Source organism: Paenibacillus sp. FSL R5-0623, from assembly GCF_037974265.1.
Lineage (GTDB): Bacteria > Bacillota > Bacilli > Paenibacillales > Paenibacillaceae > Paenibacillus.
Genome location: NZ_CP150233.1, coordinates 3197519 through 3222858 on the forward strand (window position 1 = coordinate 3197519; position 25340 = coordinate 3222858).

The window sequence follows — 25340 nt, forward strand, 5'->3', positions numbered from 1 at the left end:
TCTTATGCAAACTGCAAAATCAGTTGAACAACCAAATGCGGCGATTCAGCAATATGCCACCACAAGGGGGCTGACGGCAGGCAAAATCATCATCTATGTGTTGCTGACAGGTCTTGCCGTGCTATGCATTATTCCATTTTATCTGATGCTTATCTATTCCACACATAACAATGCAACGATTGCTTCAACGTTCACCTTTCTTCCCGGATCATTCTTGATTGATAACTATATGAACATGGTATCCAAAATCAACATATGGCGTGGGTTTGCCAACAGCATATTTATTGCCGGAACATCGACCGTGTTGTCTCTGTATATTGGGGCCTTAACTGCGTATGGATTTGCCAAATTTAAATTCAAAGGACGAAACGGGTTGTTCCTGTTTCTGTTAGCAACCATGATGGTACCGGGTCAACTGGCTTTGATTGGCGTATATCGACTATTCAGCATGATGGGACTGCTGGATAGTTATGCCGCAATTATTTTGCCTGCTGCGGCTAACGCGTTTAATGTATTTTTTATCAAACAGTTCATGGAGAGCAGCATTCCGGATGAGATTATTGAATCTGCACGGGTGGACAGTGCCGGTGAGTTCCGGACGTTCAATCAGATTGTACTGCCTATTCTGGGGCCGGCAATCGCCGCCCTTGGCATATTCACGTTTATCGGATCATGGAATAATTTCCTGACACCGCTTGTGCTGTTTTTCTCCCTGGATAAATATCCGCTTCCAGTATTGGTTGCGCTAGTGCAGGGGTACTACGGGATGGATTATGGGCTCTTGTATTTGGGGGTAGCGATCTCAATCCTGCCTATTATTATTGTATTCTCTATATTTTCCAAACAGATTATTGGGAGTGTTGCTTTAGGTGCTGTGAAAGGATAGTGATCAACCGAAAATAGGGAATTGCAAAGAGAAAGGTCAACGGATTCGGCAGAAATGAATAGCGTTCTATATCATCAGAGTCGCTCATGAGGGCGGCTTTTTTGGCATTCTATATTTTGCGTATATATCCCATCTGATAAGTAAAGGATACCTTTAACTGAGAATATCTGGACGGAGTGTTTACGGAAAGGGGAGGCGTCATGGACACATCAGCGATAACACAACAGGACCTGCCATTAACCGGACAACTTGTTATTGATCAAGAAATGTTACGCTCCGTTTTTGCGGGTTGCTCGGACGTTGTATTTCATACATTCCAAACCGCGTGTCTTACATCAGCATTATGCGTATATTGTGTTGGTGTATGCGATACGGAGCGGCTGGAACGCCAGGTACTAACGCCCCTTCAGGAAACAGGGATCGAAGCTGCGCAAGTTCCTCTAGCTTCAGTTAAGCATGTTGAAACGACTACTCAGGCAGTACAGGCCATATTAGAAGGAGAAGCTCTGTTACTGCTGGACGGTTCAATAGGCGGAACTACATATCCTCTATACCAGGCTGCAAATCGTTCAACGGAGGAACCGTTAGCTGAATCGACCGTGCGTGGTGCACGGGATGGTTTCACAGAGTCGTTGACCATGAATATGTCTTTACTGCGCAAACGCCTCAAGACACCTGCATTGAAGATTCATACACGTAACATGGGAGAACGTACAAACACAAGTATTTCACTTGTATACATGGAGGGGATTATTGACCCCAAACTTGTTAAGGAAGTGCAGACACGACTTGCCAATTTAAAGCTCCAAGACGTACTGGAGAGTCAATACATTGAAGAAGGGATTGTCGATGAGCGATATTCACCATTTCCACAGATGATTGCGACGGAGCGTCCGGATGTCGTTGCTTCCAACTTGCTGGAAGGTCGGTTTGCTATTCTCGTTGACGGAACGCCGTTTACCCTTATCGCGCCAGTAACCATTTTTTCCATGTTACAATCCCCTGAAGATTATTATCAAAATGTGTTCATGAGTGTTTTTGTACGCTGGCTGCGATACATTTTTTTTGTTTTATCGATGCTGCTTCCATCGGCTTATGTAGCGATTACTACGTTTCATCAGGAGATGATTCCTACCGTATTGCTTCTCAGTATTGCTCGGGCGAGAGAAGAGATCCCTTTTCCCGCACTGGTGGAGGCGCTCATTATGGAAATTGCCTTTGAAGCACTGCGTGAGGCTGGCGTCCGATTGCCAAAGCAGGTCGGATCAGCGGTCAGTATCGTGGGAGCCTTAATTATTGGGCAAGCGGCGACGAGTGCCGGAATTGTCTCAGCCCCCATGATTATCATTGTCGCGATTACTGGTATCGCTTCTTTCATGATCCCTCGCTATGCTGCCAGCATAGCGACCCGTCTGCTACGTTTTCCCATGATGTTTCTTGCAGGAACGCTGGGCCTCACGGGTGTCATGCTGGGAGTCATCTTGGTTGTCATTCATCTAAGCAGTCTTCGTTCATTTGGAACACCTTATCTCTCACCGGTAGCACCTACGATGGCTAAGGAACTTAAGGATGTATGGTGGCGTCCATCCCCAAGGAACAAACCACACTAGAACAATCTACATTTCGAGCAAACAAGGGAGCGGGATTACATATGTTGACGGACAAAGGGAAAATTTCGGTTACTCAATTGGCATTTATGGTCTTTCCCGCCATTCTCGCGACGGCTATCCTGTCTGTGCCTGGAATTACAATGCATTATGCAGGACATGACATGTGGATGACTCCGATTATAGGTTCTATCGTTGGATTGGCTGCTATTGGTATTTCCGTTGGACTTGATCGTCTCTACCCAGGAAAAACGCTCATTCAATCCAGTGTATTGATCGTCGGTCGGATTCCGGGCAAGTTATTCGGTCTGATCTATATCGCTTTTTTGCCCCACCTGACGGGCTTGATTATTCGGGAATACGGTGAATTCATTGTCAATAATGCACTTCCGCGTACACCTTTGTTTGTTGTGATGGGTACGATGGTTGTTGTATGTGCGATTAATGTCAGACTCGGAATTGAAGTTGTCGGACGAACCTCTCAGGTGTTTGTTACCCTGCTGATCGTGCTGCTGGCTTTGATCTTTATATTATTGATTGGTGAACTGAATCCTGCCGAGCTGTTTCCTTTCATGGAGAAAGGTCCAATTCCCATTATTACGGGGGCTGCTGCACCTGCTGCATGGTTTAGTGAATATATTGTGTTGGCTTTTCTATTACCTTATGTGAATGAAAAAAAACGAATAACCCGGGTCATGCTGGGTTCCCTTGTATTTACGACAACTGCAATGACAGTTACCAATCTGTTTTGCCTGTTTTTAATTGGTGATTTGACGGATACATTTGTATTTCCTGTTATGATCGCAGCAAGATACATAACTATTGCGGACTTTCTGCAGCATATCGAATCCCTTATTATTGCCATCTGGATTTTCGGTATTTTTGTTAAAATTTCCGTCTTTCTATATATCTTTGCTACATCAACCGCAGAATGGTTTGGTTTGCGGGACTACAAACCTGTGGTTGGTCCACTTTCGTTCCTGTGCATGGTATTTGCTTACTGGGTTGTGTCCGGTGGATCCGGTATTTCCAGTTTGGTTAGCGCTTCAGCCAACTTGTATACGATCAGCATTTTATTAATCCTTCCAGCTATGATCTACGGTGTCGCATGGCTGAAGAAAGGGTGGGCACATTTTCGGAAGAATCGAGCGAACACCTGATTGATGGGGGAGGAGCACTTGCGAATATATAGAGTACTACTAATGCCAATATTGTGTTGTGTGCTTTTAAGTGGATGCTGGGATCGTATCGAGATTAACGATTTGGCTATCGTGCTGGCTACAGGGATAGATTATGAAGATGGTAAAGTACAATTGACTTCACAGATTTTCATTCCGCGGAAGGCGAGTGCAGGAGATAGCAGTGGGAGTGGAGGCAGTCCAAGCGGGGTTACAATGATTCGAACAGCGGAAGGAAGTACAATTGCCGAGGCATTGAATCGGTTACAACGTAAAGTTCCCCGGAATATGTTCTGGGGCCACTGCGAAGTTATCATCATTAGTGAGCAAGCCGGCAAACGCGGTATCCGCGAGTATATCGATTTTTTCCTGCGTTACCCTCAGTTCAGGGAGCATGCATATGTTTTTTCCAGCGAAAAGGCTTCGAAAGATATCCTTGCATTGCTTGATCCACTGGAGCGAAGTTCTGCTGAGTCGCTGCGTGAGATGGCCAATCTGAAGTTAGGTACACGTGTTACTGCCCTTGAACTGGCTAAATCTATTGAAGGTCCGAGCAGTTCCGCCATTTTGTCTCGCATGTTAATCTTACCCCCGGAGCCCGATCAGGATAAACTGACAACTACGCCATATGTGAAAGGTCTGAGTATGTATAAGAAGGATCGTTATGTCAAGACGATCAAAGAACCACTAAGCGTAGGTGTATTACTACTTGCAAAAGAACTGAACAACATTATTATGCCTGTTGAGATTAAGCCGTTAAAGGGTTCTTTCTCGATAAGACTCATTGAAAATAAAACCTCCTTGAAACCGCGAATTGTAAACCAACAGTGGAGTATGAAGGTCGACATCCAAACCAGGGGAGAAGTGGTGTTAAATACGACGGATGCCAATCTGACGGATCCCGCAGTATTAACTAAACTGGAACAGGAATGGTCGGCTAAGCTCACATCTTTGGCTCATGATGCTCTAGAGATGTCGCAGAAGGAGCTGCGCTCCGATTTCTTCAAATTCGCAGTTGAATTCCGCAGATATTATCCGCATCAATGGAAGTCGCAGGAGAAGAACTGGGAAAGCATCTATCCTGAATTGGACGTGGAAGTCAAAGTAGATGCACACGTAGAACGTACCGGAAAATCAACAGGACCACAGGGGATACCTGATGAGGACGAAAGTTGAACACAATTGGCTCCGGTTACAAGCCTGAGAATAGAGGTGATTGCATGAAACTAGGCTCAATCCTTGGGATTTTGATGCTGGCGACTGCGATAGTGTATGGAGAGTGGAAGAGTAGCAAAGAGAAGCGAGCCAGAATAGTGAGCGCGGGAATTACTGCAGTGGCGGCAGTAATTGGGATCATTCTTCTCTTTCAGCCCCGTTTGCCTGGTCCTACCCAGTTTGTGAAGCTTATATTTGGAAGTGTGGATAAATTTATGAAGTAAGATGATGGAGAAAGAAGGACCAAGTCTCTGCGTACCAGAGGCGCGGTCCTTCTTTTTATTTAAGTTGTATCCAGTCAGAATGTTTATTCTTTGATCACAGAAGCATTCACGGCATCTTCCATTTTCGTATTGTAGGAACGGAACAGACCCAGACGCCAGAACGCGGCTCCTTTGAGGTTATAACGTTTGGCGAGACCGAGCTTATCATCAACAGAGGACGGCGTTTCACTGCTCAGACTGATACCAAGCAGAAGTTTGTTCTTTGGGACACCGGCCTGTATGGCTAATTGGATCGCCTGATCTACAAGACTATTTGGCTCAGGTACCTGAGATTTGGTGCCAACCGGATTATACTGATAGGCCATAATGATAAGATCATCTGCAATAGAGGCAAGTGTTTTGTAATCATAACCTTTATATGCACTATTTAGCGGCGGTACCGCCAGAGATAAAGCTGTGTCCTGAGGTAAGGAACTCTTTAATTGTTTCACGTAAGCATTGAGCAGCTTCTGTTGTTCTACCGCATCCAGTTTGAAGCCCAGTCCTTCAAAATCCAGAACAACTCCGCCAAAACCATGCTCTGCTACAGCAGCAGTTATACCTTCAATCGATTTCTGCCGCAGGCTGCTGTCGCTCAGAACTTTGGTCAGTTCGCCGTTTCCGTCCAATGCATACACCATGAGCTGTGGTTGGATCTTCTGATCTGCTGCGTCAGCAACGATGGACTGCGGTGTAATATCACCCGCAGCAGCAGGGAGACGGTATTCATCCCCTTGGAGCGTGAACTGACCTTCACGATCAATGCGGCTCCAGCCAAAGGCTACGGAATTCATGGAAGTAATAAGGTCCTTTTCTTGAAAGGATTGCAACGCATAGAAGGCTCTCAAGTGCATCTCGCGTTGTGGCGAGACAAGGGAGACCGTCTTGGTTGCCTGATTCCAGCTTACTTGTACACCGAATTGGTTACTGAACGAACTTAGTGGGATAAGTACGCGGCCCTCCCGCTGAACGGGTGCTGCTGCGAGTGTAACTTTTTTTCCATTTACGGTCGCTGTGGTGCTACCAACTTGTAATAGTACCTCGGTAGTTTGTCCTTTCACAGTGTTTGTTGCTTTTACAGTCTGTGATTTGCTGTTCCAGGTAATATCAATACCAAGGGCTTCCCCGACCGTCCGAAACGGAACGTAAGTGACACCTTTATCAACTCGTGGAGCTGCATCAAACTTCAGGGGAACATCATCCAAGTGTACTGAAATGGCCGGGGCAGCATAGGCTCCACCGATATTGGGAGTACTACCAAGGATAGAGAGAGCAATTACAGTAACCGTGGCGATTTTTCCTACACGTTTAATAAGCATCGTATGTCTCCTCCAACTTTGTACGTAATAATAGAATCATTTTTTATAACCATATCTAGTAATCTAGCATATGTATCATAACAAAATTTTCATATCGTTCCAATATAAGAGTCTGGAATATAGTCATATATACTATATAGCTGTTTAATAGATTCTTCCGACCATAGTGAAATTAAATTAAACTCTGTTGAGCTTGTGGTAAGAAGTCCAAACACAATAGTACGCTACGAATATACTATCCTATCCCAACATTAGGAGGTAGATTGATGAGCACATTTCTAGATGCAAGAACATCACAAAATGCCAGTTTGGCCAACTCAATAGCTATTCCAATATTATTCCTGAACACCCCACAGCTCTTTGGCCAAATCGGTCTGCAAACTGCCGGAGCGGGAGCCAATCCCAGAGTTCAATTTAAAGGGACGGTTTCTGTACAATTACCTTTAGCTCTTGTGGACATAACGATTACCGTTGTAAGAGGTACCTTGTCAACGGACCCGGTTATTTACTCCGCAACGTCCACATTTGGTTTAAGTGTATTGGCACCACAAGTAATTACATTCTCTGGAAATGATTTCAATCCACCGATTTTACCACAATTAACTTACACTGCTTTTGTAAGCTCCAACTTGCTGGGAACAATTCGTGTTGGCCCCGAGAATTTTGATGGATTTGTGGTCTCTGATTAATAGCTCTCTCTAAAAATAGTTGTGTTAATCGTAAAAACAACCCCATACCTCTAACCTACGGGAAACCGATTAGAGGTATGGGGGTGGACGTATTCATTCTAATCCGAAACGATAAATCCGTCGAAACTCTCAGGGCCGACCCGCACCGTTCCGAGCAGGTTGGTACTGATAAATGCAGTGTACGTTATTTGAGCAGAGATCGGTGGATTATAGTCGTTGGCAGAGAACATGATAACTTCGGGGTTAAGGAGACCACTTAAACCATACGTGAAGTTAGCAGAGTAAACGATCGGATCAGTAGCAACGGTGCCTCTAACAATGGTAATTCTGACTTGAAAGAGTGCAAGCGGTAGTCGCACCGTAATGGTTCCTTTTAATGAAACTCGTGGATTGGCTCCAGCTCCAACCGTTTGCAGACCAATCTGTGCAAATAGTTGAGGCGTATTAATCACTGGAATCGGTATGGAAATGGAATTAAACAACGCAGCATTTTGCGATGATCTTGCATCCAGAAATTGAGTCAACGTATATACCTCCTATCTGTTTCAGATAGAATAATATATTCATCATTCAGATATTCGTATGGACGTTGGGTGAAGCACTGGAAATATTAAAGACAAACCGACTGCCCATAGGACTGGACTCTTTAAGCCATACAATGCCACCCATTAATTCGGCGAGTTGTTTACAGATGGACAGGCCCAACCCTGCACCGCCATACTTTCCTGAATTACCATGAATCTGGGAATAGGATTTGAACAATAAATCCTGACGATCCTGTGGGATGCCGATGCCCGTATCCTTTATTTCGTAGGATGCATGGAGAGAACCTTTTGTATCAGCAGATACCTCAGTAGAGATGCATACTTCACCTTTCTCCGTAAATTTAAGTGCATTCCCAACGAGATTGATTAAAATCTGACGAACTTTGTGCTGATCGCCCATAAGCATAAGCATCAGATGATCATTAATATTGTACTCTGCATACAAACGAATTCCTTTTTTCTGTGCTTCAGAAGAGAATAATTGTAATACATGATCAACTGTTTCAGTAATACTATAGGGCTTGATCTCCAGAGAGATCGCACCAGCTTCTGCTTTGGAATAGTCCAGAATTTGATCCATCATCGACAGAAGGCTGGTGCCGCTTGACTCAATGACATTAACATATAACGATTGATCCTCATTCAGCCTGGTCGATTGCAACAGATTGGCCATGGCAAGAACACCATTCATTGGCGTCCTGATTTCGTGGCTGAGAACGGCCAGCAAATTTTTCTTTTCTTCAAGTACTTTTGCAGCGGTTTCTTCCGCCTGTTTTAACTGTTGCAGAGTTGTTTCCATCTCAAGAAGACTCGTGAAAAATGAAGACAAGGAGAGGAGTAAATCCACGTCCTTTTGTTGATAGGAATAGAAATCCTGATCAAATGAGCAAAGGGAGCCGTAAATTTCTCCGTTCTCATTATGTATGGGCACACCGACAAATGAACATCCACCTACGAATTCGGTTGCGTCCATATGTCTGGTTAATGGATGAGTCAGATTATTATTGATTACTAACGGGCCTTCGGAATGTTCAGTCACAAGTGCACAGTATGACTCGGCGTTATCAACGACCAGCCCCTCACCCAGAATTAGTTTGTCACGATTATATACGTTCAGAACTTTGGTGGATAGATGATCCAACTGGGCAATACAGAACGTGTTTGCAGGAATTAACCTGCTTGCCGTGTCCATGACATTAGCAGCCGAATCATATAATTTATGTGAGACAATGGATAGTACATCAATGAATTCTGTTTTTAACATACTGATTTGACTCCTCCTGATTGTAGAAATTCGTTGTGCACTGTATTCAGTATATATGAATTGTAAGAATAGAGCATGTATGGTTTTGACAGTGGAAGACGGAAATGAGAAAATATAATGCTGTGCAACATGTATATATTAATAAAGTTTTGGAGGCAAATCAATGAATCAACGTTTTCGAATTACCCGATCCATGCAAGATAGTAATGCCGAACAATCCATCTCGCTGGAAGAGTGCAAACTCTACTTCGAATCCCAACCCGATTTTACCTATTCACCGGTTCTTAACATTGTAGGAGCTGAGAGCACTATGACCATCGAGGGGGACTTTTTTAAGTGGGACCTTGAGGGTGCACAGATAGCTTTTCGTTTGTACATGGGAGATCTGTATGTAGCTATTTCGAACGAAGCTATTGTACCCAAAATGATTGAGATTGCAACGGATCTACGTGCAGATATCGTTGAAGGATAAGAAGTAGAGAACTAGAGTTTAATAAAATGCAATGATGTTAGGTGTAGTCTACTTTAGACATTCCTGTAAAAATGAGACTAAAGGTTCATTTATATTCCATATGTTAGATTGTAATATATGGAATATAAAACATTTTACAGGAGAGTGAATGAAGTGAAAAAGACCAAATTAATACTTGTTGTATTCATGAGCATGATCCTTGCCTTATCGGTAACTGGAATAGGATCGAGTTCAAAGGCTTTTGCAGCTACGGCACGTACACCCATTGTATTGGTGCATGGATTGACCGGTTCAGATAGCAATTTTACAGCAATTGAGAGTTATTTGCGTAGCCAAGGGTGGACAAGAGACGAATTATTCGCGATTGACCTTCCTAGCAAACAAGGAAACCAGCTGTTGAACTCCGCAGCAATTAGTCGATTCGTAGATGATGTTCTACGCCAAACGGGTCATACAAAAGTCAATATTATAGCTCATAGCATGGGTGGAGCTAATAGTCTCTATTACATACTTAACCGTGGAGGCGCTTCCAAAGTGGACAAGTTGATTACCCTTGGCGGGGCTAATCGATTGACCACAACGACAGCTCCGAGTGGAATAAAGGTGACTTCGATCTATTCCACCAGTGACACGATTGTGTCCCCGGCACTTTCCCGGTTGAACGGGGCGAACAACGTTTCGGTTTCCCTCGTATCCCATATTGGTCTGCTGTTTAATTCACGGGTGAATGCCCTGATCAAAACTGCATTGAATGAGTAGCTGAACATACAAAATGTGCATTCTTTCATAGTTACAAAATGATGAACTTGAACACGACTGGCCATTTATGCGCAGTCGTGTTTTCGTATTACACGGAAATGGCTCGCTGAGGTAAGTTTCAAAAATAGGCACATCCATTCTATAATTAGAAATCAGAATAAAAAAGGAACAAGTTAAAGGAGTCTGTATACATGCAACCTCAACCGAATGATCGAATTAAAGTTCATCCAGGCTTTTGGGCTGGATTACATCAATTAGGGATTGGTGCTGATGACATCGCTCGTACAGCACAACTATCTCTTGAGACAATAAATCAACCTGTAGTGACCCAATCTCAATACTTCGCAATCTGGCAGGCCTACTCTGATCTAAATAGGAACACCGCCGAGGGCATCATCAAACTTGCAACCGGATATGAAATATCGAAGTATCCTCCGCCTGTTTTGGCGATGTACCATGCTCGTGATTATCGTGATGCGTTGAATCGCATGGTGCGTTACAAGCAAATGTGTCCTCCCGAGAGTTTACAGATTACCGAAGCAGGGGAGGAATGGTTCATTGAACTCGAATGGTTACATAAGGAACAACAAGGCCCACCATTACTGGTGGGTATTACGCTGGCATTTCTGATCGAACTTGGACGGAGGGGCACAGGACAGCCTTTGACTGCAAAACGGGTTGAGTTCTCCCAACCGATGGGTGAGGTAGCCACCCTTGAGGCTTACTTCGGCTGCCGAGTTGATACAAATTCGAACTATAATCGGCTGACGCTAGAACGGAAAGATCTGAGTCTTCCATTTCTATCGTATAACGAGGAGTTACTGGAGATTCTGACCCCGGCTCTGGATCGGTCGCTGGACGAACAAGAGAGCAATCGTTCCGTTACTGAAGTGGTCAAATGGATTATGAAACGCAGCCTCACAGGAAAGCGCCCTGACATCCAGACAGTTGCCAAAGAGCTTCGCATGAGTGATCGTACTTTGCAGCGGCGACTGACGGAGGAGAACACAAACTTCAAGCAATTATTAACGGAGGCCAGACGTGAGCAGGCCCTAGCGTACCTTGCAGATCCTTCGCTCGATATCAAAGAAGTGGCATTTCTGGTTGGATATGAAGATCAGAATTCGTTCTATCGTGCGTTCAAGACCTGGGAAGGGGATACACCTTCCAATTGGCGTGTAAGGCAATAACTCTGGCGTAAAGTGCTAGTTACTAGACTCTTCAGACTGCGTAATATTATATCTATCCGGTGCTGCCGGATAGTTGTAATCAAGAAGGAGAAATGCAGGATGGATATGGGACTAAAAGAGAAAACAGCCTTAGTTACAGGATCAACAAAAGGGATCGGTAAAGCGATTGCTATAGAACTCGCCCGAGAAGGGGTAAATGTTCTGATCAATGGACGTAATGATGAAGAGGTGGAACGAACCGTTCGTGAAATCAAGTCCACTTTTCCGGAGACCTCTCCGCAAAAGGCTACCGCTGATCTTGTGGATCTGGCGCAACGCCAAGCTTTATTCGAGAAATTTCCTGAAGTTGATATATTAATCAATAACATGGGGATATATGAAATCATGAGTTATGAAGACATAAATGATGAAGTGTGGGAGAAATATTTCCGTACTAATGTGTTGGCTGCCAATGGCTTGTCTCAATTTTATTTACCTAAAATGGTGAAGAACAATGGCGGGCGTATTATTTTCATCGCAAGTGAAGAAGCCCTTATGCCTTCAGGCCAGATGCCTCAGTATTGCATGACCAAGTCAATGCTGCTGTCATTATCCAAAAGTTTGTCCAAACTGACAGCAGGGAGCGAGGTTACGATCAATACGATCCTGCCAGGTCCAACACTGTCCGAAAACGTACAAAAAATCATTGAGGGCATATATCCTGATGAGACGTTGACTTTCGAGGAAAAAGAGAAAGACTTTATGAAGAGTAATCTGCCACAGTCCGAATTACAGCGATTCATCAAGCCAAGTGAAATAGGCAGACTCGCTGCATTTGTATGTAGCCCATATGCTTCAGCCTTCAGAGGCTCTCCCATCCGGATGGACGGGGGCATGGTTCCCACCATATTTTAAAATTGTTCAGGATACAGGATATGTATCCATAAAGTGTCGCCAGTATTGGCGACTTTTTTATTTGTAAATGATCTATGCGAGGGGCGTCAATCGAGTTTATAATACAGGTATGATTTATCGAAAACGATTTCTGTTCATTGGAAGCGATTACTTTTATCGATTATATGAATCTAAAAGGGGACACTATCATGATAGCTGCAATAGATTTGGAAGGTATATGGAAACTCCAACTCGATGAACACAAGGTGGAACGTGGTCTGAATTTCTCAGACGTTATTACATTGCCCAATACTACATCTCATGCGGCCAAGGGCAAGAAAAACGAGAATGTGTTAATCGGTGCGCTGACAGATGAGTACTTATTTGAGGGTTATGCCTGGTTTTCACGAGAGATTGAAATTCCCGAACACTTGGCTGGCAAACGTTGCTTCTTGCATCTGGAACGAACAAGAGTTACCACAGTCTGGATTGATGGGGTGGAATGGGGAACGCAAAACAGTCTGAACACACCTCACCGTTACGAGATTGAGTCAGGGCTAACCGCTGGGACTCATACAATTACCATTCGAGTGGACAATACCAATTATCCAACCAAAGGTGGTCACCTTACATCCGAAGACACGCAGACGAATTGGAACGGCATCACCGGGAAATTGGAACTTCAATTTTTCGAGCGTGTTTTCCTGGGTAATGTTCAGGTCTATCCCGATCTTGCGACTCGATCTTTCGAGATCAAGGCAGCACTTATTGGTGACCTGCAAGAAGTACGAATCGTGGTTTCGGCTGTTGCAGTCAGTGCAGATCCGGTGTATACGACCGAGGAACAGATTTTCGCCCCGGATTCGCAGGAAATCCAGCTGACGTACAAGATTGGCGAAGATGCGATGTTATGGAGTGATGATGAACCTAATCTGTACCAACTTCATATTCATCTGCAAGATCAGGACGGCGAAGTGCTGGATTCCACCGAAGTATGGACGGGATTACGGGAATTCCGGGCTGCTGGAGACAAATTCACCATTAATGGTCGCAAAACGTTTCTTCGAGGCAAACATGACGGGCTGATCTTTCCGCTCACGGGATACGCGCCAACAGATGTGGATGAATGGGTTCGTATTCTTGCTATCTCCAAGTCCTACGGTATCAATCACTACCGTTTCCATACCTGTTGTCCTCCGGAGGCTGCTTTTATTGCAGCGGATCTGCTCGGCATCTACATGGAACCTGAGCTTCCGTTCTGGGGAACCATTACGGATGAATCTTCGGATGGGCATAATCAAGCCGAGCAGGATTACTTGATTAGCGAAGGATTTGCGATGCTGCGTGCTTTTGGTAATCATCCTTCGTTTGTCATGATGTCCATGGGGAATGAACTATGGGGAAGCAAGGACAGATTGAATTCGATCCTGAAGGCATACAAAGCATATGATCATCGTCGTCTATACACCGAAGGTTCGAATAACTTTCAGTTTGTGCCGGACATTCTGGAGGAAAGTGAATTCTTCTGCGGGGTTCGTTTCTCCAAAGAACGCTTGTTCAGAGGTTCATATGCGATGTGTGATGCTCCGCTTGGTCACGTGCAGACCGACCTGCCAAATACATTGAAAGATTACGATTCAAACATTGTACCTGAGCAAGGCAGCGATGCTGACCCTTCTGGTCAGACTGGGGACAAAGAGATTCAGATTCAGTATGGGACAGGTTCCAAAACAGTGCAGGCCGAAGCTGGAAGTGACCAACTTGTCTCACACGTACCCATCATCTCGCATGAAATTGGACAGTACGCCACGTTTCCTAATTTCGAGGAGATCAACAAGTATACGGGTTCTCTCAAAGCCAAGAATTTCGAAGTGTTTCGAGAGCGTCTGAATGCCAAAGGACTGGGACATCTGGCGGAAGCATACTTCAGAGCCTCTGGTAAACTCGCGGTCGCATGTTACAAGGAAGAACTGGAAGCTGCTTTTCGTTCGCAGCAACTAGCCGGGTTCCAGCTGCTGGATCTCCAGGATTTCAGTGGTCAGGGAACAGCGCTGGTGGGTGTACTGGACGCATTCATGGATTCCAAAGGCATGATTACACCTGAGGAGTGGAGAACGTTTTGTTCCGACGCTGTGCTGCTCGCGAGATTCCCCAAATATAATTATCAAGCGGGTGAATTGTTCGAAGCACGCATTGAACTAAGTTACTTTCGGAGACAAGCATTGGATGGACTTCAATTGAAGTGGGAAATTCAAAGCGAGCAGATCGAAGGAAGCTTCCTATTGGAAGGGAAAGCAGACCTGCCAGCGACCCATGGAGAACATTATGTGAATGTCGCGGATCTCAGCATTCGCATTCCTGAAGTCTCCAATATGACCAAAGTGGAGCTTAGACTGTCCATTCCGGGTACGGATATCCGTAAGTCTTACGACCTGTGGATCTACCCGAGTCAGGAGGAAGTGGACCTGAGCGGTTTGAATCTATTTACCGAACTCTCGGAACAGGCGTTGGCGTTGCTTGAGCAGGGCGAGGATATTTTACTATTCCCGAATCCTGATCAGATTCAACACGCGATCCAAGGTTTCTATAGCACCGATTTCTGGTCTTACCCTATGTTCCGATCCATCTCGGAGAATATGAAAAGAGAAGTTCCTGTGGGCACAATGGGCTTGTTAATTCAACAGGATCATCCGGCCTTCGAACATTTTGTCACAGAGGAGCATTCAACTTATCCGTGGTGGAGCATCGTGTCAGAGTCGTCATCGATCATCTTGGATGAGTTGGATAAAGACTTGAATCCGATCGTGCAGACCATTGATAATTTTGAGCGAAACCACAAGCTCGGCCTGTTGATGGAGTGTCGGGTCCGGAAGGGGAGAGTGCTGATGGGAGCGCTGAATCTGGAGCGTCTGATGACTACATTGGAGGGCAGACAGTTGTTATACAGCTTCCAGCGTTATGTACAAAGTTCCGCTTACCAGCCAGTTGCACGTCTGGAAGTAGAGGAACTTCGTAAGTTGTTTAACTAAGATATAGGGAGAAGAAGTGTCAGGTTTCCCTTAATTATGCCAATGAGCCCCTTCCGCGTATGGAAGGGGCTATAAGACATGCAGATTGAATCGGTTCATTCTCCCATTAAGCGTTAAATGAACCTGCACTTTTTAGGATTACATTCCAATCTTCTTCTTCAAAAAGTATGTTGTCTTTCTCCTCTGTTACTCCGATCCGGACCTCAAGGATCACCATCCTGGTTTCAGCCAGAATAGAAAAGAGACTCTCCTTGGTAATTGCGAACTGATTGCCCCTACTCACTTGCATGACCTTTCCGTTGACAAGCACTTGCCCACTGCCTGCAAGCACGGTCCATGCTCTACACCCAGTTCTATGCCAGTTCAACCCGATATGTTTGCCCGGTAGAACCGTTATGTTTAATGTGGTTACAGTTGTATTCTCATTGTCTAACGAACCTTCTATGACACGATAACTGCCCCAGGTTGCTTCACCATACATCGGTTTTAATGGCAAGTTACCCAATTGCGCTTTAATTTCATTTGAATTATTTTTGTTGGCAATGAGAATGCCATCCGGACTTGCGGCAGCGATAATACCTGGCACGCCAATGACTTGGATGGGGTAGGGAAGCTCGTTAATAATATAGGAATCGGAGGAAGAACCCGAGATTCCACCGAGTCCGATTACATGGGTATCTAACTGCTCGCACAGCGTATCCCAGCTTCCGATATCTTGCCATACTCCCTTATATGGCAGGACTACGGCCCGCTGTACCTTTTCTGCAACATGCTTGTCAAAACTGCGTTCAGGCAACGATTCATACAGGGACGACAATTGATCATAATGAACCGGAAGCCCCATTTTTTTAATATGGGATATCATAAACGCGACGGTGAATGCGTACACACCGCAGTTCCATAGTGCCCCACGTTGTAGCAGCGTTTCAGCAATGGTGGCTTCGGGTTTTTCTATGAATTGTGTTATGGGCGCATAAGCATTACGTTCTTGCCCACCCGGCAGGATGTATCCATACTGTTCTGAAGCATGTGTAGGCCTTGTCCCAATTAAAGCGATATCGGCTTGAGAATGTTTCAATATGTCCGGCAGTAATTGGAAATTGCTGAAAAAATCTTCACCTGCGAACACATCAGCTGGCGCGATACAGATCACATCGTCATCTTTGGCCATTCGGAAGGATTGCAGATATAAGGTCGCTAAGGCCGCCGCAGTAAAAGTGCCTCGTTTATAAGGTTCCCCAATGACTGGTATTTTGCCTTGAGTATGTCGTGCCGTAATATTAGCCTGATCCTGATGTGAAATAATGAGTGTTGAATCCGTTAGGCATGAACTGTCAAGCTGGCGGCATACTCTGCTGATCATGGATTCCCTACCTCCAGCGGGTGATGGAAGTATATCTATGAACAGCTTGGAGCGAAGCTCATTGGATAACGGCCAGAGCCTTTTGCCAGAGCCGCCGCACAGCAGTACGATATGCATGGGCTTCCTCCTTAAGCTCAGGGAGCTTTACTATAGATTTTCCGTTTATGAAAGGAAAGAGAACGATATTTAAGAGCAAGATTGCGGATTTGTTGCTCTTTTAACGAAGAAGCGTTCATATTCAGACTTTTATTCTTGGAACTTCTAAGGACCATGCTGCCTGGGTTCTTTGTATACATAAAATTGGCATACGTTTCATACTCGGAGAAACCAAACTGTTTCTTCTTATTGATATTAGAGATGATCGCTTTGTACCATGGCAGCTTATGAACCGCTTCAATTTTCTGTTTTAAGGCAGCGAGTTTCGATTTGTCGAACAGCATATAATGGGTGACAAAAGAGCGGGGGCGCGGAGCTTTCATGCCTAACAACTTGCGGTAGGTATTGAAATATTCCGGCTGGCTCCAGTCACGGCAGTAAAATACTGTTTTGCCTTCTACAAGAAATGAATGAGGTTTAATCAGTACGGTATCTGCATCCATGACTAGAAAGTACTTTGCCTTCACAATGGAATCTCCGTTCATTTTGAGCAACTGCTGATATAACCAGCCTGACCGATTCCATCGGGAGGACTGGTAGTGTATGTCGTTTTTGGTTATAGGCAGGACGGATCGCTCATTAACAAAAATGCAGTTTTTAAGGGAACAAAGTTTTCTGATTTTGGTGCTGACCGGAGAAACAATATATATGCTTCCAATGGGATGTTTTACATAACGGCGAATGTTATCGATGACGAGGGGAAGGGTAGCCAAATCTTTCTCGATCGCGGGTATAAGAACATCAATCTTAGGCGCATTATTCAACCGGATTCCAGGCTGGACGGACATCTTCTCAACTCCTTGCACAAATCGTGATGACTCATTATATGGTATGTGTGCAAAAGTGTTTTGGTCAGGGCATGTGCAAATATACATTTTTACCAATAGGGGCTTATGTTGAGGGTTCATTTATCGGTATTACATATAATGCTTGCAGGATCTTGATCAAACAGCAGGCTTTGATGCGGTTGCTGAAGGGAGAGTTTACGACATGGGAGTTGATAAGTTGCAGCCGTTAAGAAGCAAGTGGTTAAAAACAAAATTGATCATTAATAATGAATTAATTAAACCGTTTATCCCCGACACACAGAAATATAACAAGACGAATCTGAAATCCATGATCAGCAAATATGGAATGGTCTATGTCAAACCCGAGAGAGGTACTTTCGGGATGGGTGTTATTAAGGCCGAGATGGAAAGTCATCAACATTTTGTCTATCAAATAGAGCAAAAACGCCTGACGTTTGACAGCTTTGAATCGTTTTATAACAGTCTGACTCGTCTGGTGCATAAAAGAAGTTATCTGATTCAGAGAGGAATCCATCTGCTTAAGCACAATAACAGACGTTTTGACATCCGTGTCATGATACAGCTAAGCCCGACCAAACATTGGGAAGCTACCGGAATCATCGGCCGACTGGGTCATCCAAAGAAAATCGTAACCAATTATCATAGTGGTGGTACACCGATGGATATTCACAAGCTGCTAAAATCACATGCATCCACCAAACGCAGAAATGAACTGGTTCAAGAGATGAATGAACTTAGCCTGCGCATAGCTCGTCATATGAAAAAAAAGTATCCGTATCTAATGCAAATCGGTGTAGATATCGGCCTTGACCACAGTCTGAAACCCTGGATTATTGAAGTGAATGTCAAACCTGATCCATATATATTCAATCAATTAAAGGACAAGACGATGTATCGCAAGGTAATACGATATTACCGTCATGCTGTGCCCAAAAAAACAAAATAACAGACCGGACTTTTCATAGGAATGGCTGGAGAAGGTTTCAAGCTCAAGAGTCGCCAATGTGGCGACTTTTTTTGTTGATCTGCGTTTTAGGGTCGGAATAATGCATTTCATCCCAATTTGACTCCGAAACCTATGCTAAAATAGTATATTCGAGAGTGAAATTCAGAGTCGATGTCGATGAAAGGCGGATGTTCCCCCATGTTCAATATTGCAATCTGTGATGATGAGGAGCAGCAACGAGAACGTGTGAAAACGATGCTGGTCTCCTTATCTCTAAAAACCAATTCTGATTTTCAAATTAGCCTATTCACATCTGGTGAACAACTGCTCTCGCACTACAGAGAGGTTGGGGACACATTCAATATTCTTATCTTGGATGTGGAGATGGGCGGAATGAACGGGATTCAGACCGCTAAAGAGATCAGGAACATGAAGTTTCTGGATCTACAGATTATGTTTCTGACCAGTTACCCGGAATATATGGTGGAGAGCTTTGATGTCATCACCTTTCAATATCTGATCAAGCCAATCCAGCCGCAAGTTTTCGAGGAAAAGATGATTAAGCTGTGTCAATATTTTCAGGCATTGGACAAAAAGTATGTACTAATCAAATCAGACTATGATGAACTGCTGCTGAAATATGATGATATTCTCTGGATTGAGGTGGTCAAAAGTTTAACGATCAAGAACAAGTTGAATTTTGTGACTCAGGAAAATGTACATGAGACCAAAGGTATTTTATCCAGCTACGCTACCGGTTTGAAAGATCATGGTTTCTTGCAGATTCATCGCTCGATTATCATCAACCTGATGCATGTTAAGAAGTTTTCCGGCACCCAAGTCGTCATGTTGAATGGAACGGAACTGCCCATAGGTCGCTCCAAAGTCAAGGAAGTCAAAGATGCCTATACCAAATACATGATTATGAGGATTCAATGATATGGATACCTATATGATCTTTTCCATCATCTTCGTGACCTTGCTTATGGCATTTCAGGCGAATTTTTATTTTGATTCTGTGTTGGGCAAGTCCAGCCGGAAGCCGCGTAGAGCGATCTATTTCTTGGTATTTGTCATGTTGGGTTATTTTTATTTGGTCTCTTCTTTCTCAGATATCGCTTCTACTGCTGTTGCTCTGTTATTAATCTTCAGTCTGGCACAGTCCTATGAAGTGGAGTTCAAAATCAAGCTTGTTTTTACCATCCTGTATGCGGTTCTGATTACTATGGCAAATGCCATCGCTGTATATATTCTCGGTGTTCTGGAATCCGCGGATTACAGTTCAATGGATCAGTTCAACGGAGAAGACCACTGGATTCTCTCCAAAGTGATGCTGCTTGGTTGCAGCATCATGTTCGTTGTCATTCAAGTTGTCCGTCTCGTCGCCAAACGTAGAAGTTTTGCCGTTCATTATCGGTATTATTTGTTGTTTCTCATCGTACCGATCATTACGATCTATCAGATCAATGTGGCCTCCATATACAGTGAAAAGAACATATTTTACGTCTTTTCTGTACTGGGCTCTCTTTTTCTCAATGTGTTCATAGTCTATGTATTCGACAATATGGTGGAAAAGGTACAGCTTGCGCATGCAAATGCCCAGTTACAGCGTCAGATGGATCATCAGGATGCCAACTATGAGAAGACCGTTCACAGTTTCAAAAACATTAAATCCATCATCCATGATATTAACCAGCAGTTTCTGTATATTGATGAATGTATCCAACGTAACGAACTGGCGGCGGCAGGTGACCATATCAAGTCTACATTAAATACCATTGAAGGTGCGTACCAACGGGTGAACTCCGGCAATCTGGTCATTGATGCTCTCGTTACAAATACGCTTGCTATGGGGCAGGCAAACGGGATCAAAATCGACACCAAAATCCAGCTTCACTCGCAACATGTGCAGATTGATCGGTACGATCTGTGTGTGGTGCTGGGTAACATGCTCGATAACGGAATTGAAGCCTCCAAGAAGGTTAGACAGGCCGAGGATCGATATATCCTTATTGCCATTCACTCCACATCATCTGCACTTGTCATCCAGATTATGAATCATGTGGAGCAACCGATCGTTGACTTGAAAAGTGACAAGCCCAATCCGGAGTACCATGGGATCGGTCTAACCAATATATCGAGAATGTGCGAGAAATATGGTGGACATATGAGTATTGAGCATCAGCATCGGAAATTTAACAACATGGTCGTGCTTCCGTTCCACACCGACAACCCCTGAATCTACCATTCAGGGGTTGTTTTTTTCCATTCAGGGTCCGTTTGCGTTCGAACAGTCTCTTCCCGGATATGATGAATTCATTCATAAGAACATTTGAGGGAGGACATAGGATGAAGAAATTAATTAGTCTTTTATGTACAGCGGTGCTTGTAATTACGCCGCTGACATCTGTCAGCGCAGAGGTGAATAACAGTGCAACGATTGAGGCACGGGCGGAGCAGATCGCCAAGGAGATGGTGCAAACCTACGGTGTCACCAGTGTGCAATATGCGATCATGGATGAAGGAGAATATATTTTATCAGATAGTGTAGGACTGCACGATAAGGCATCACAGAAGCCAATAGACAAGGATAGCATGTATGGCATAGGTTCGGTTAGCAAAATGGTTGTTACAGCAGCCGCTATGAAGCTGGTCGATTCCGGTAAAGTAGATCTGGATGAGCCGCTTACTTCGTATATCAAGGACTTTAAAATGGCAGATGCGCGCTATACTCAAATCACACCACGCATGTTGATGAATCATTCATCCGGTCTTTACGGTACACATTATGGAAACAGCATGTTGTTTGACGATAACGACACCCGCAATCATGATGAGTTATTGCTCAAACTTCAGTCCGAAAAACTGAAATCCAAACCTGGCGCATACTCCGTCTACGCCAATGACGGTTTTCAATTGCTTGAAATCCTGGTTGAACGGGTGAGTGGTTTAAGCTACAGCGAATATATCGCCAAGTATATCAGCGAGCCGTTGAAGTTGGAATCAACGAAGACACCACTAGATTCCTTTGACAGAGCGCAGTTATCCGAAACCTATTGGCCTACACTTGAGATGAAGATGCCTACCGAAAATGCTAACATTATCGGCACCGGCGGAGTGTACTCTACCGCAGAAGAATTGAGCCAATTCGGAGAGGTTTTAATGGGGAACAGACCGGATATTCTGTCCGAATCTGCTGTGAAAGCCATGCAATCTCATGAATATCGTAATGGCATATGGGTATCGGATGAACAAAATACGATCAATTATGGCTTGGGCTGGGACGCGGTTGACCTTGCACCGTTCAGCGATTATGGGATTACTGCACTTGCCAAGGGCGGAGACACCATGTTATATCATGCCGTGTTAATCACCATACCGGAACATGATATTTCGATGGCGGTTCTATCATCTGGCGGATCTTCCGTCTACAATCAGATGTTTGCCAGCAAAGTGCTACTGGACGTTCTGGAGGATCAGGGCATCATCGACGATGTTCAGCCTGATCAGAAATTCTCACCACCTGTCAAAGTGAAGATGCCAACAGAATTAAGCGCGTACTCCGGTCTCTATGGTACGGTAGGAGAGACATTGGACATAAAGATCAATGATGGTGAGATGCAACTGCCTGCCTTGCTGGGTGGAATTATTCCAGAGCAGAAATATGTGTACACAGGCGACGAACATTTTACAAGTGCGGATGGCAGTGTAAAAGCTAGCTTTGTGAAGGAACGTAATGACAAGGTGTATGTTAAAGTTCAGGGCATGATTACGTTACCCGGTTTAGGTCAAACGGTGATGAACACGTATGATTATCAAAAGTTGGAACATAATGCACTGGATGTAGCAACAAAAGAGAAATGGACAGCTCGTGACGGCTCGAAATATTACGCGTTGGATGAAAAAATAACATCGATCTTTTATCTGTTTCCATCGATGCTGATCAAGAACCTTTCCGTTGATGCCAAAAATGGCTATGCTAATGGCACGCAAATTAAGGATGCGAACAACGCAGAGAATGTTGCTGAGATTCCAGTCATGAACGGAAGAGACGCGTTTGATCTGAAATTTTACACGAAGAATGGCGCCGAGATTTTGATGCAGGATGGACAGGAATTCATTGCAGAGGATGCCCTTACGCCAATCTTTGGTGGGAAAAAAGGAGTGACAACCATTCCGGCTAACGGTCAGGCCCGATGGTATGCGATCGATGCCCGATCGGGTAACAAATCCATCACGGTGGATTCTCCGAAGACCGGAGGTTATGCAGTGTATAATGATAAAGGGGAAATGGTTGACTTCTCTGTAGCAACCAATCAGGAATCGACGAAGCTCCCGAAAAGTGGTTTTATCGTTTTTGGTGGGGATGCCGGTGATGTATTCCAGATTGAATTAAAGTAAAGTAAAGCAGGGACTGCGTTACAAAATCACATTTGTAACTCGTCACATAAATCATGTCGTATTCAGGAAGTCGCCGTAAGGCGGCTTTTTTGATTTCATTTTTAGAATAATTTAACAATCTGGTAACAATTCGGCTTCACTACTCGTTATATTTATGTAGTTATATATCAGGCTCATTTTTAACAGGAGGAATCACTACCTATGATCAATAGACATAAACGTCAAACGACTATGCAATGGAAAAAAAGAGCAGGAAGACCCATCATTGCAGGCATTACTGCCGGAATGCTGATGGTTCACGGCGTTATCGGCGTGTTGCCATCGCAGGCACATGCTGAAGCATCGGATGTATCCATCCGTAACTGGTATTCGTATCAACGAATCACTGTACCTGAACTGAAACCTTCTTGGACAGCGAAAGTAGATAACTATCTGAATATGAACGAGACGTATGTTGGAGTTAATGCCATCGCAGAAGAAGGAAAAGTATTCACGTTTGCTGGATCAAAGCTGATTGCACTTGATGCGACAACAGGTAAACGGTTGTGGAATTACGGCAAAGAACTGACTCCTTATATTACCTATCAAAGTGGGATTCTCTACGGACTGACCAGTGATCATAAGCCTTATGCCTTGAATGCGAAGACAGGCAAAGCAAAATGGCAGTCAGGCACATCCACCTGGATTGATACGTATAACCGTACGGAAGCTCTGATTCCAACGGTGGATACCCTCTACGTGATTAAAGGAAGTACAACGTTTGCACTGGATATCAAGTCAGGCAAACTGCGTTGGGAGGCGGATGAACCGCTGGGTGAAGGTCATGGCACCGAATATCTCGAAGAGTCTAATGGTGTGGTGCTGAGAACCTTTTTTGTCCAAGGGGCACTTACATCCATTCAGCTTAATGCATATGACAAGAAAACGGGCAAAAAGCTATGGGATCATTTTGGTCAGGGGCGAGCTCTTCAGATCAAAGACGGTCTTGTGTATTCGGTGGACACCTATTCTCCAATGCTGGAGGAATATGATTCGTCACCTGAACGCGAATGGAAGATCAACGCATACAACCTGAAGACCGGTGTGTTAAAAGGAAGTCAGGAGTATACGTGGACAATGCCGGGAGACCCACCGTATACGAATGGTCGAGGAGGTATACTTGTTCATAAAGACAAACTGTACATTGAACAGGGAGACAAGATAGCGGAGTATCCGTTGAATTTGACTAAGTCGGGAACAGCGCCCCTTCGAACTTTTCAGCGACCTTACGGGGACAAGATGGCGTTGCTTGGCATTGTACAGGAACGACTGATATACAAGAACCTCGACACCAGTGAACTCACAGGCATCAAGTTGGCTAACGGTCAAGAGGTTCAATGGCATGGGGATGCTCCCATTTCTCAGATCGATGTTTACGGTAAAGGAATGTATCGAGCGCAACGTAACGGCACCCTGCTTGCCCTCAACATGATGACGGGTCAGTCAGCTTTTCGAGTCGCTACCGGGGGAGATCTGCATAACACGACATTGAAGACAAACGGAATGATCATCATCCAAGCCGAAGGTAAACTTCTCGGCGTTAAGCTGCCAGCGTCGCTGAAATAAGTGATTTAGAATAAAAATTATGTGTGAAGACCGGATCACGGCATAGCTTGCTAATAATCCGGTCTTTTTTTATTTTTGCGCATAAAACACTGCAAAGTCCAAGTATTTGTACATGCAATCTGCCACACGAAACCCCGCCTCCTCCAACCACATCAATTGATCCTCCAGCGTGGCATTGATATCCACCTTGCGTCTTTCTATTGAAGCCGAGATGGCTTCCTCAGACAAACCACTTTGATGAATCGCTTCTAACCAGCGCTGGCGGTAATAGGTGTCCGTATCGGGGGTTCTTCCCTGAACCTGATCTGCGTTGATGAAGCATCCGCCTGGTTCTAACAGCTTGTGTACAGCGTCAAACACCTTTTTCTTGTCAGCGTGGGTCAGATGGTGAATAGACAGGGAGGAAATAATCATATCGTAGGAACCGGTGAAATCGTACTTGGAGTAATCCCCGATCACATACTGTACTTGGTTTGCATCAGCAAATCTTCGACGTGCTCCTTCGAGCATTTGATCACTAATATCGATCAGGGTTAATCGCGCGTTGGGATACTTTTGCAGGACCAATCCGGAGAGCAGTCCCGTTCCTGCACCCAGATCAAGAATACGTGGAGAATCGAGCGGGCTTTCCATTAGATCCAGAGCCATTCCATAAAAATCATCAAAACAAGGGATAAGCTGCTTTCGCTGCACATCATAATCTTGGGCTACCTTATCAAACAGCTGCTTTACTGAGAATTCCATGTGCTCATCACTCCTTGAGGTTTTCTC

Annotated in this window: 22 protein-coding genes; 16 read left to right on the forward strand and 6 right to left on the reverse strand. The window is 44.5% G+C overall.

Translation table 11 applies throughout. From position 1 onward, the window contains the following. The first annotated feature begins 4 nt into the window (after positions 1 to 4). The 5 genes from MKY92_RS14045 (at position 5) to MKY92_RS14065 (ending at position 5110) form a co-directional block, all read left to right on the forward strand. Complete coding sequence (locus MKY92_RS14045; protein ID WP_339301328.1) at positions 5 to 886, forward strand: carbohydrate ABC transporter permease; 882 nt, start codon at positions 5 to 7, stop codon at positions 884 to 886. A gap of 200 nt (positions 887 to 1086) precedes the next feature. Further along, entirely contained in the window at positions 1087 to 2496 is a 1410-nt protein-coding gene (locus MKY92_RS14050; protein WP_339301330.1) for a spore germination protein, read from the forward strand. 41 nt (positions 2497 to 2537) lie between these two features. Beyond that, on the forward strand, positions 2538 to 3653 hold the full coding sequence (locus tag MKY92_RS14055; protein ID WP_339301332.1) for an endospore germination permease: 1116 nt from the start codon (positions 2538 to 2540) through the stop codon (positions 3651 to 3653). 42 nt (positions 3654 to 3695) lie between these two features. After that, the gene (locus MKY92_RS14060) at positions 3696 to 4847 is read left to right on the forward strand and encodes a Ger(x)C family spore germination protein (protein WP_339301333.1); all 1152 of its coding nucleotides are present in this window, start codon (positions 3696 to 3698) and stop codon (positions 4845 to 4847) included. Between the two features lie 44 nt (positions 4848 to 4891). Further along, a complete protein-coding gene (locus MKY92_RS14065) occupies positions 4892 to 5110 on the forward strand; it encodes a hypothetical protein (protein ID WP_339301335.1) in 219 nt (72 codons plus the stop codon). Between the two features lie 83 nt (positions 5111 to 5193). Here MKY92_RS14065 and MKY92_RS14070 read toward each other — a convergent pair whose 3' ends face one another. After that, positions 5194 to 6468 carry a stalk domain-containing protein gene (locus tag MKY92_RS14070; protein WP_339301336.1) on the reverse strand — a complete coding sequence of 425 codons (1275 nt, stop codon included), beginning with the start codon at positions 6466 to 6468 and terminating at the stop codon, positions 5194 to 5196. Between the two features lie 266 nt (positions 6469 to 6734). Between MKY92_RS14070 and MKY92_RS14075 the strand changes: the two genes are divergently transcribed. Beyond that, positions 6735 to 7157: a hypothetical protein gene (locus tag MKY92_RS14075; RefSeq protein WP_339301337.1), complete on the forward strand. Its 423-nt coding sequence runs from the start codon at positions 6735 to 6737 to the stop codon at positions 7155 to 7157. A 98-nt stretch (positions 7158 to 7255) separates the two neighbouring features. Here MKY92_RS14075 and MKY92_RS14080 read toward each other — a convergent pair whose 3' ends face one another. Then, on the reverse strand, positions 7256 to 7681 hold the full coding sequence (locus MKY92_RS14080) for a hypothetical protein (RefSeq protein ID WP_339301338.1): 426 nt from the start codon (positions 7679 to 7681) through the stop codon (positions 7256 to 7258). A gap of 46 nt (positions 7682 to 7727) precedes the next feature. Further along, positions 7728 to 8966: an ATP-binding protein gene (locus MKY92_RS14085; RefSeq protein ID WP_339301340.1), complete on the reverse strand. Its 1239-nt coding sequence runs from the start codon at positions 8964 to 8966 to the stop codon at positions 7728 to 7730. A 163-nt stretch (positions 8967 to 9129) separates the two neighbouring features. On the opposite strand from MKY92_RS14085, the gene MKY92_RS14090 reads away from it, so the two are divergent. From MKY92_RS14090 to MKY92_RS14110, 5 genes are all read left to right on the forward strand, one after another. Further along, entirely contained in the window at positions 9130 to 9438 is a 309-nt protein-coding gene (locus MKY92_RS14090) for a hypothetical protein (RefSeq protein WP_339301341.1), read from the forward strand. Positions 9439 to 9624: 186 nt separating this feature from the next. Beyond that, a complete protein-coding gene (locus MKY92_RS14095) occupies positions 9625 to 10197 on the forward strand; it encodes an alpha/beta fold hydrolase (protein WP_339301787.1) in 573 nt (190 codons plus the stop codon). A 191-nt stretch (positions 10198 to 10388) separates the two neighbouring features. After that, on the forward strand, positions 10389 to 11387 hold the full coding sequence (locus MKY92_RS14100) for a helix-turn-helix domain-containing protein (protein WP_339301342.1): 999 nt from the start codon (positions 10389 to 10391) through the stop codon (positions 11385 to 11387). Positions 11388 to 11486: 99 nt separating this feature from the next. Next, positions 11487 to 12281, forward strand: coding sequence for an SDR family NAD(P)-dependent oxidoreductase (locus tag MKY92_RS14105; protein WP_339301344.1), 795 nt, complete (start codon positions 11487 to 11489; stop codon positions 12279 to 12281). Between the two features lie 188 nt (positions 12282 to 12469). Continuing rightward, positions 12470 to 15289, forward strand: a complete 2820-nt coding sequence (locus MKY92_RS14110; RefSeq protein WP_339301345.1) for a glycoside hydrolase family 2 TIM barrel-domain containing protein — start codon at positions 12470 to 12472, stop codon at positions 15287 to 15289. Positions 15290 to 15395: 106 nt separating this feature from the next. Here the strand turns inward: MKY92_RS14110 and MKY92_RS14115 are convergent, their stop codons facing one another. Together MKY92_RS14115 and MKY92_RS14120 are read right to left on the reverse strand one after the other, a co-directional pair. After that, the gene (locus tag MKY92_RS14115; RefSeq protein WP_339301347.1) at positions 15396 to 16769 is read right to left on the reverse strand and encodes a sugar phosphate nucleotidyltransferase; all 1374 of its coding nucleotides are present in this window, start codon (positions 16767 to 16769) and stop codon (positions 15396 to 15398) included. 17 nt (positions 16770 to 16786) lie between these two features. Continuing rightward, positions 16787 to 17596: a DUF6492 family protein gene (locus tag MKY92_RS14120; protein ID WP_339301349.1), complete on the reverse strand. Its 810-nt coding sequence runs from the start codon at positions 17594 to 17596 to the stop codon at positions 16787 to 16789. Between the two features lie 202 nt (positions 17597 to 17798). On the opposite strand from MKY92_RS14120, the gene MKY92_RS14125 reads away from it, so the two are divergent. The 5 genes from MKY92_RS14125 (at position 17799) to MKY92_RS14145 (ending at position 24569) form a co-directional block, all read left to right on the forward strand. Beyond that, complete coding sequence (locus MKY92_RS14125; protein WP_339301351.1) at positions 17799 to 18563, forward strand: YheC/YheD family protein; 765 nt, start codon at positions 17799 to 17801, stop codon at positions 18561 to 18563. A gap of 198 nt (positions 18564 to 18761) precedes the next feature. Next, positions 18762 to 19502, forward strand: a complete 741-nt coding sequence (locus tag MKY92_RS14130) for a LytTR family DNA-binding domain-containing protein (RefSeq protein WP_339301353.1) — start codon at positions 18762 to 18764, stop codon at positions 19500 to 19502. A gap of 1 nt (position 19503) precedes the next feature. Next, on the forward strand, positions 19504 to 20802 hold the full coding sequence (locus MKY92_RS14135; protein ID WP_339301355.1) for a GHKL domain-containing protein: 1299 nt from the start codon (positions 19504 to 19506) through the stop codon (positions 20800 to 20802). 110 nt (positions 20803 to 20912) lie between these two features. Further along, entirely contained in the window at positions 20913 to 22964 is a 2052-nt protein-coding gene (locus MKY92_RS14140; protein WP_339301356.1) for a serine hydrolase domain-containing protein, read from the forward strand. A gap of 201 nt (positions 22965 to 23165) precedes the next feature. Next, complete coding sequence (locus tag MKY92_RS14145) at positions 23166 to 24569, forward strand: PQQ-binding-like beta-propeller repeat protein (protein ID WP_339301357.1); 1404 nt, start codon at positions 23166 to 23168, stop codon at positions 24567 to 24569. 69 nt (positions 24570 to 24638) lie between these two features. Here the strand turns inward: MKY92_RS14145 and MKY92_RS14150 are convergent, their stop codons facing one another. After that, positions 24639 to 25313: a methyltransferase domain-containing protein gene (locus MKY92_RS14150; protein ID WP_339301358.1), complete on the reverse strand. Its 675-nt coding sequence runs from the start codon at positions 25311 to 25313 to the stop codon at positions 24639 to 24641. Positions 25314 to 25340: the final 27 nt, after the last annotated feature.

Bases quoted from the DNA above. Each gene is read 5' to 3' on its own strand.
- MKY92_RS14045 (WP_339301328.1), top strand. From the start codon at position 5: ATGCAAACTGCAAAATCAGTTGAACAACCAAATGCGGCGATTCAGCAA.
- MKY92_RS14050 (WP_339301330.1), top strand. From the start codon at position 1,087: ATGGACACATCAGCGATAACACAACAGGACCTGCCATTAACCGGACAA.
- MKY92_RS14055 (WP_339301332.1), top strand. From the start codon at position 2,538: ATGTTGACGGACAAAGGGAAAATTTCGGTTACTCAATTGGCATTTATG.
- MKY92_RS14060 (WP_339301333.1), top strand. From the start codon at position 3,696: ATGCCAATATTGTGTTGTGTGCTTTTAAGTGGATGCTGGGATCGTATC.
- MKY92_RS14065 (WP_339301335.1), top strand. From the start codon at position 4,892: ATGAAACTAGGCTCAATCCTTGGGATTTTGATGCTGGCGACTGCGATA.
- MKY92_RS14070 (WP_339301336.1), bottom strand. From the start codon at position 6,468: ATGCTTATTAAACGTGTAGGAAAAATCGCCACGGTTACTGTAATTGCT.
- MKY92_RS14075 (WP_339301337.1), top strand. From the start codon at position 6,735: ATGAGCACATTTCTAGATGCAAGAACATCACAAAATGCCAGTTTGGCC.
- MKY92_RS14085 (WP_339301340.1), bottom strand. From the start codon at position 8,966: ATGTTAAAAACAGAATTCATTGATGTACTATCCATTGTCTCACATAAA.
- MKY92_RS14090 (WP_339301341.1), top strand. From the start codon at position 9,130: ATGAATCAACGTTTTCGAATTACCCGATCCATGCAAGATAGTAATGCC.
- MKY92_RS14095 (WP_339301787.1), top strand. From the start codon at position 9,625: ATGAGCATGATCCTTGCCTTATCGGTAACTGGAATAGGATCGAGTTCA.
- MKY92_RS14100 (WP_339301342.1), top strand. From the start codon at position 10,389: ATGCAACCTCAACCGAATGATCGAATTAAAGTTCATCCAGGCTTTTGG.
- MKY92_RS14105 (WP_339301344.1), top strand. From the start codon at position 11,487: ATGGATATGGGACTAAAAGAGAAAACAGCCTTAGTTACAGGATCAACA.
- MKY92_RS14110 (WP_339301345.1), top strand. From the start codon at position 12,470: ATGATAGCTGCAATAGATTTGGAAGGTATATGGAAACTCCAACTCGAT.
- MKY92_RS14115 (WP_339301347.1), bottom strand. From the start codon at position 16,769: ATGCATATCGTACTGCTGTGCGGCGGCTCTGGCAAAAGGCTCTGGCCG.
- MKY92_RS14120 (WP_339301349.1), bottom strand. From the start codon at position 17,596: ATGTCCGTCCAGCCTGGAATCCGGTTGAATAATGCGCCTAAGATTGAT.
- MKY92_RS14125 (WP_339301351.1), top strand. From the start codon at position 17,799: ATGGGAGTTGATAAGTTGCAGCCGTTAAGAAGCAAGTGGTTAAAAACA.
- MKY92_RS14130 (WP_339301353.1), top strand. From the start codon at position 18,762: ATGTTCAATATTGCAATCTGTGATGATGAGGAGCAGCAACGAGAACGT.
- MKY92_RS14135 (WP_339301355.1), top strand. From the start codon at position 19,504: ATGGATACCTATATGATCTTTTCCATCATCTTCGTGACCTTGCTTATG.
- MKY92_RS14140 (WP_339301356.1), top strand. From the start codon at position 20,913: ATGAAGAAATTAATTAGTCTTTTATGTACAGCGGTGCTTGTAATTACG.
- MKY92_RS14145 (WP_339301357.1), top strand. From the start codon at position 23,166: ATGATCAATAGACATAAACGTCAAACGACTATGCAATGGAAAAAAAGA.
- MKY92_RS14150 (WP_339301358.1), bottom strand. From the start codon at position 25,313: ATGGAATTCTCAGTAAAGCAGCTGTTTGATAAGGTAGCCCAAGATTAT.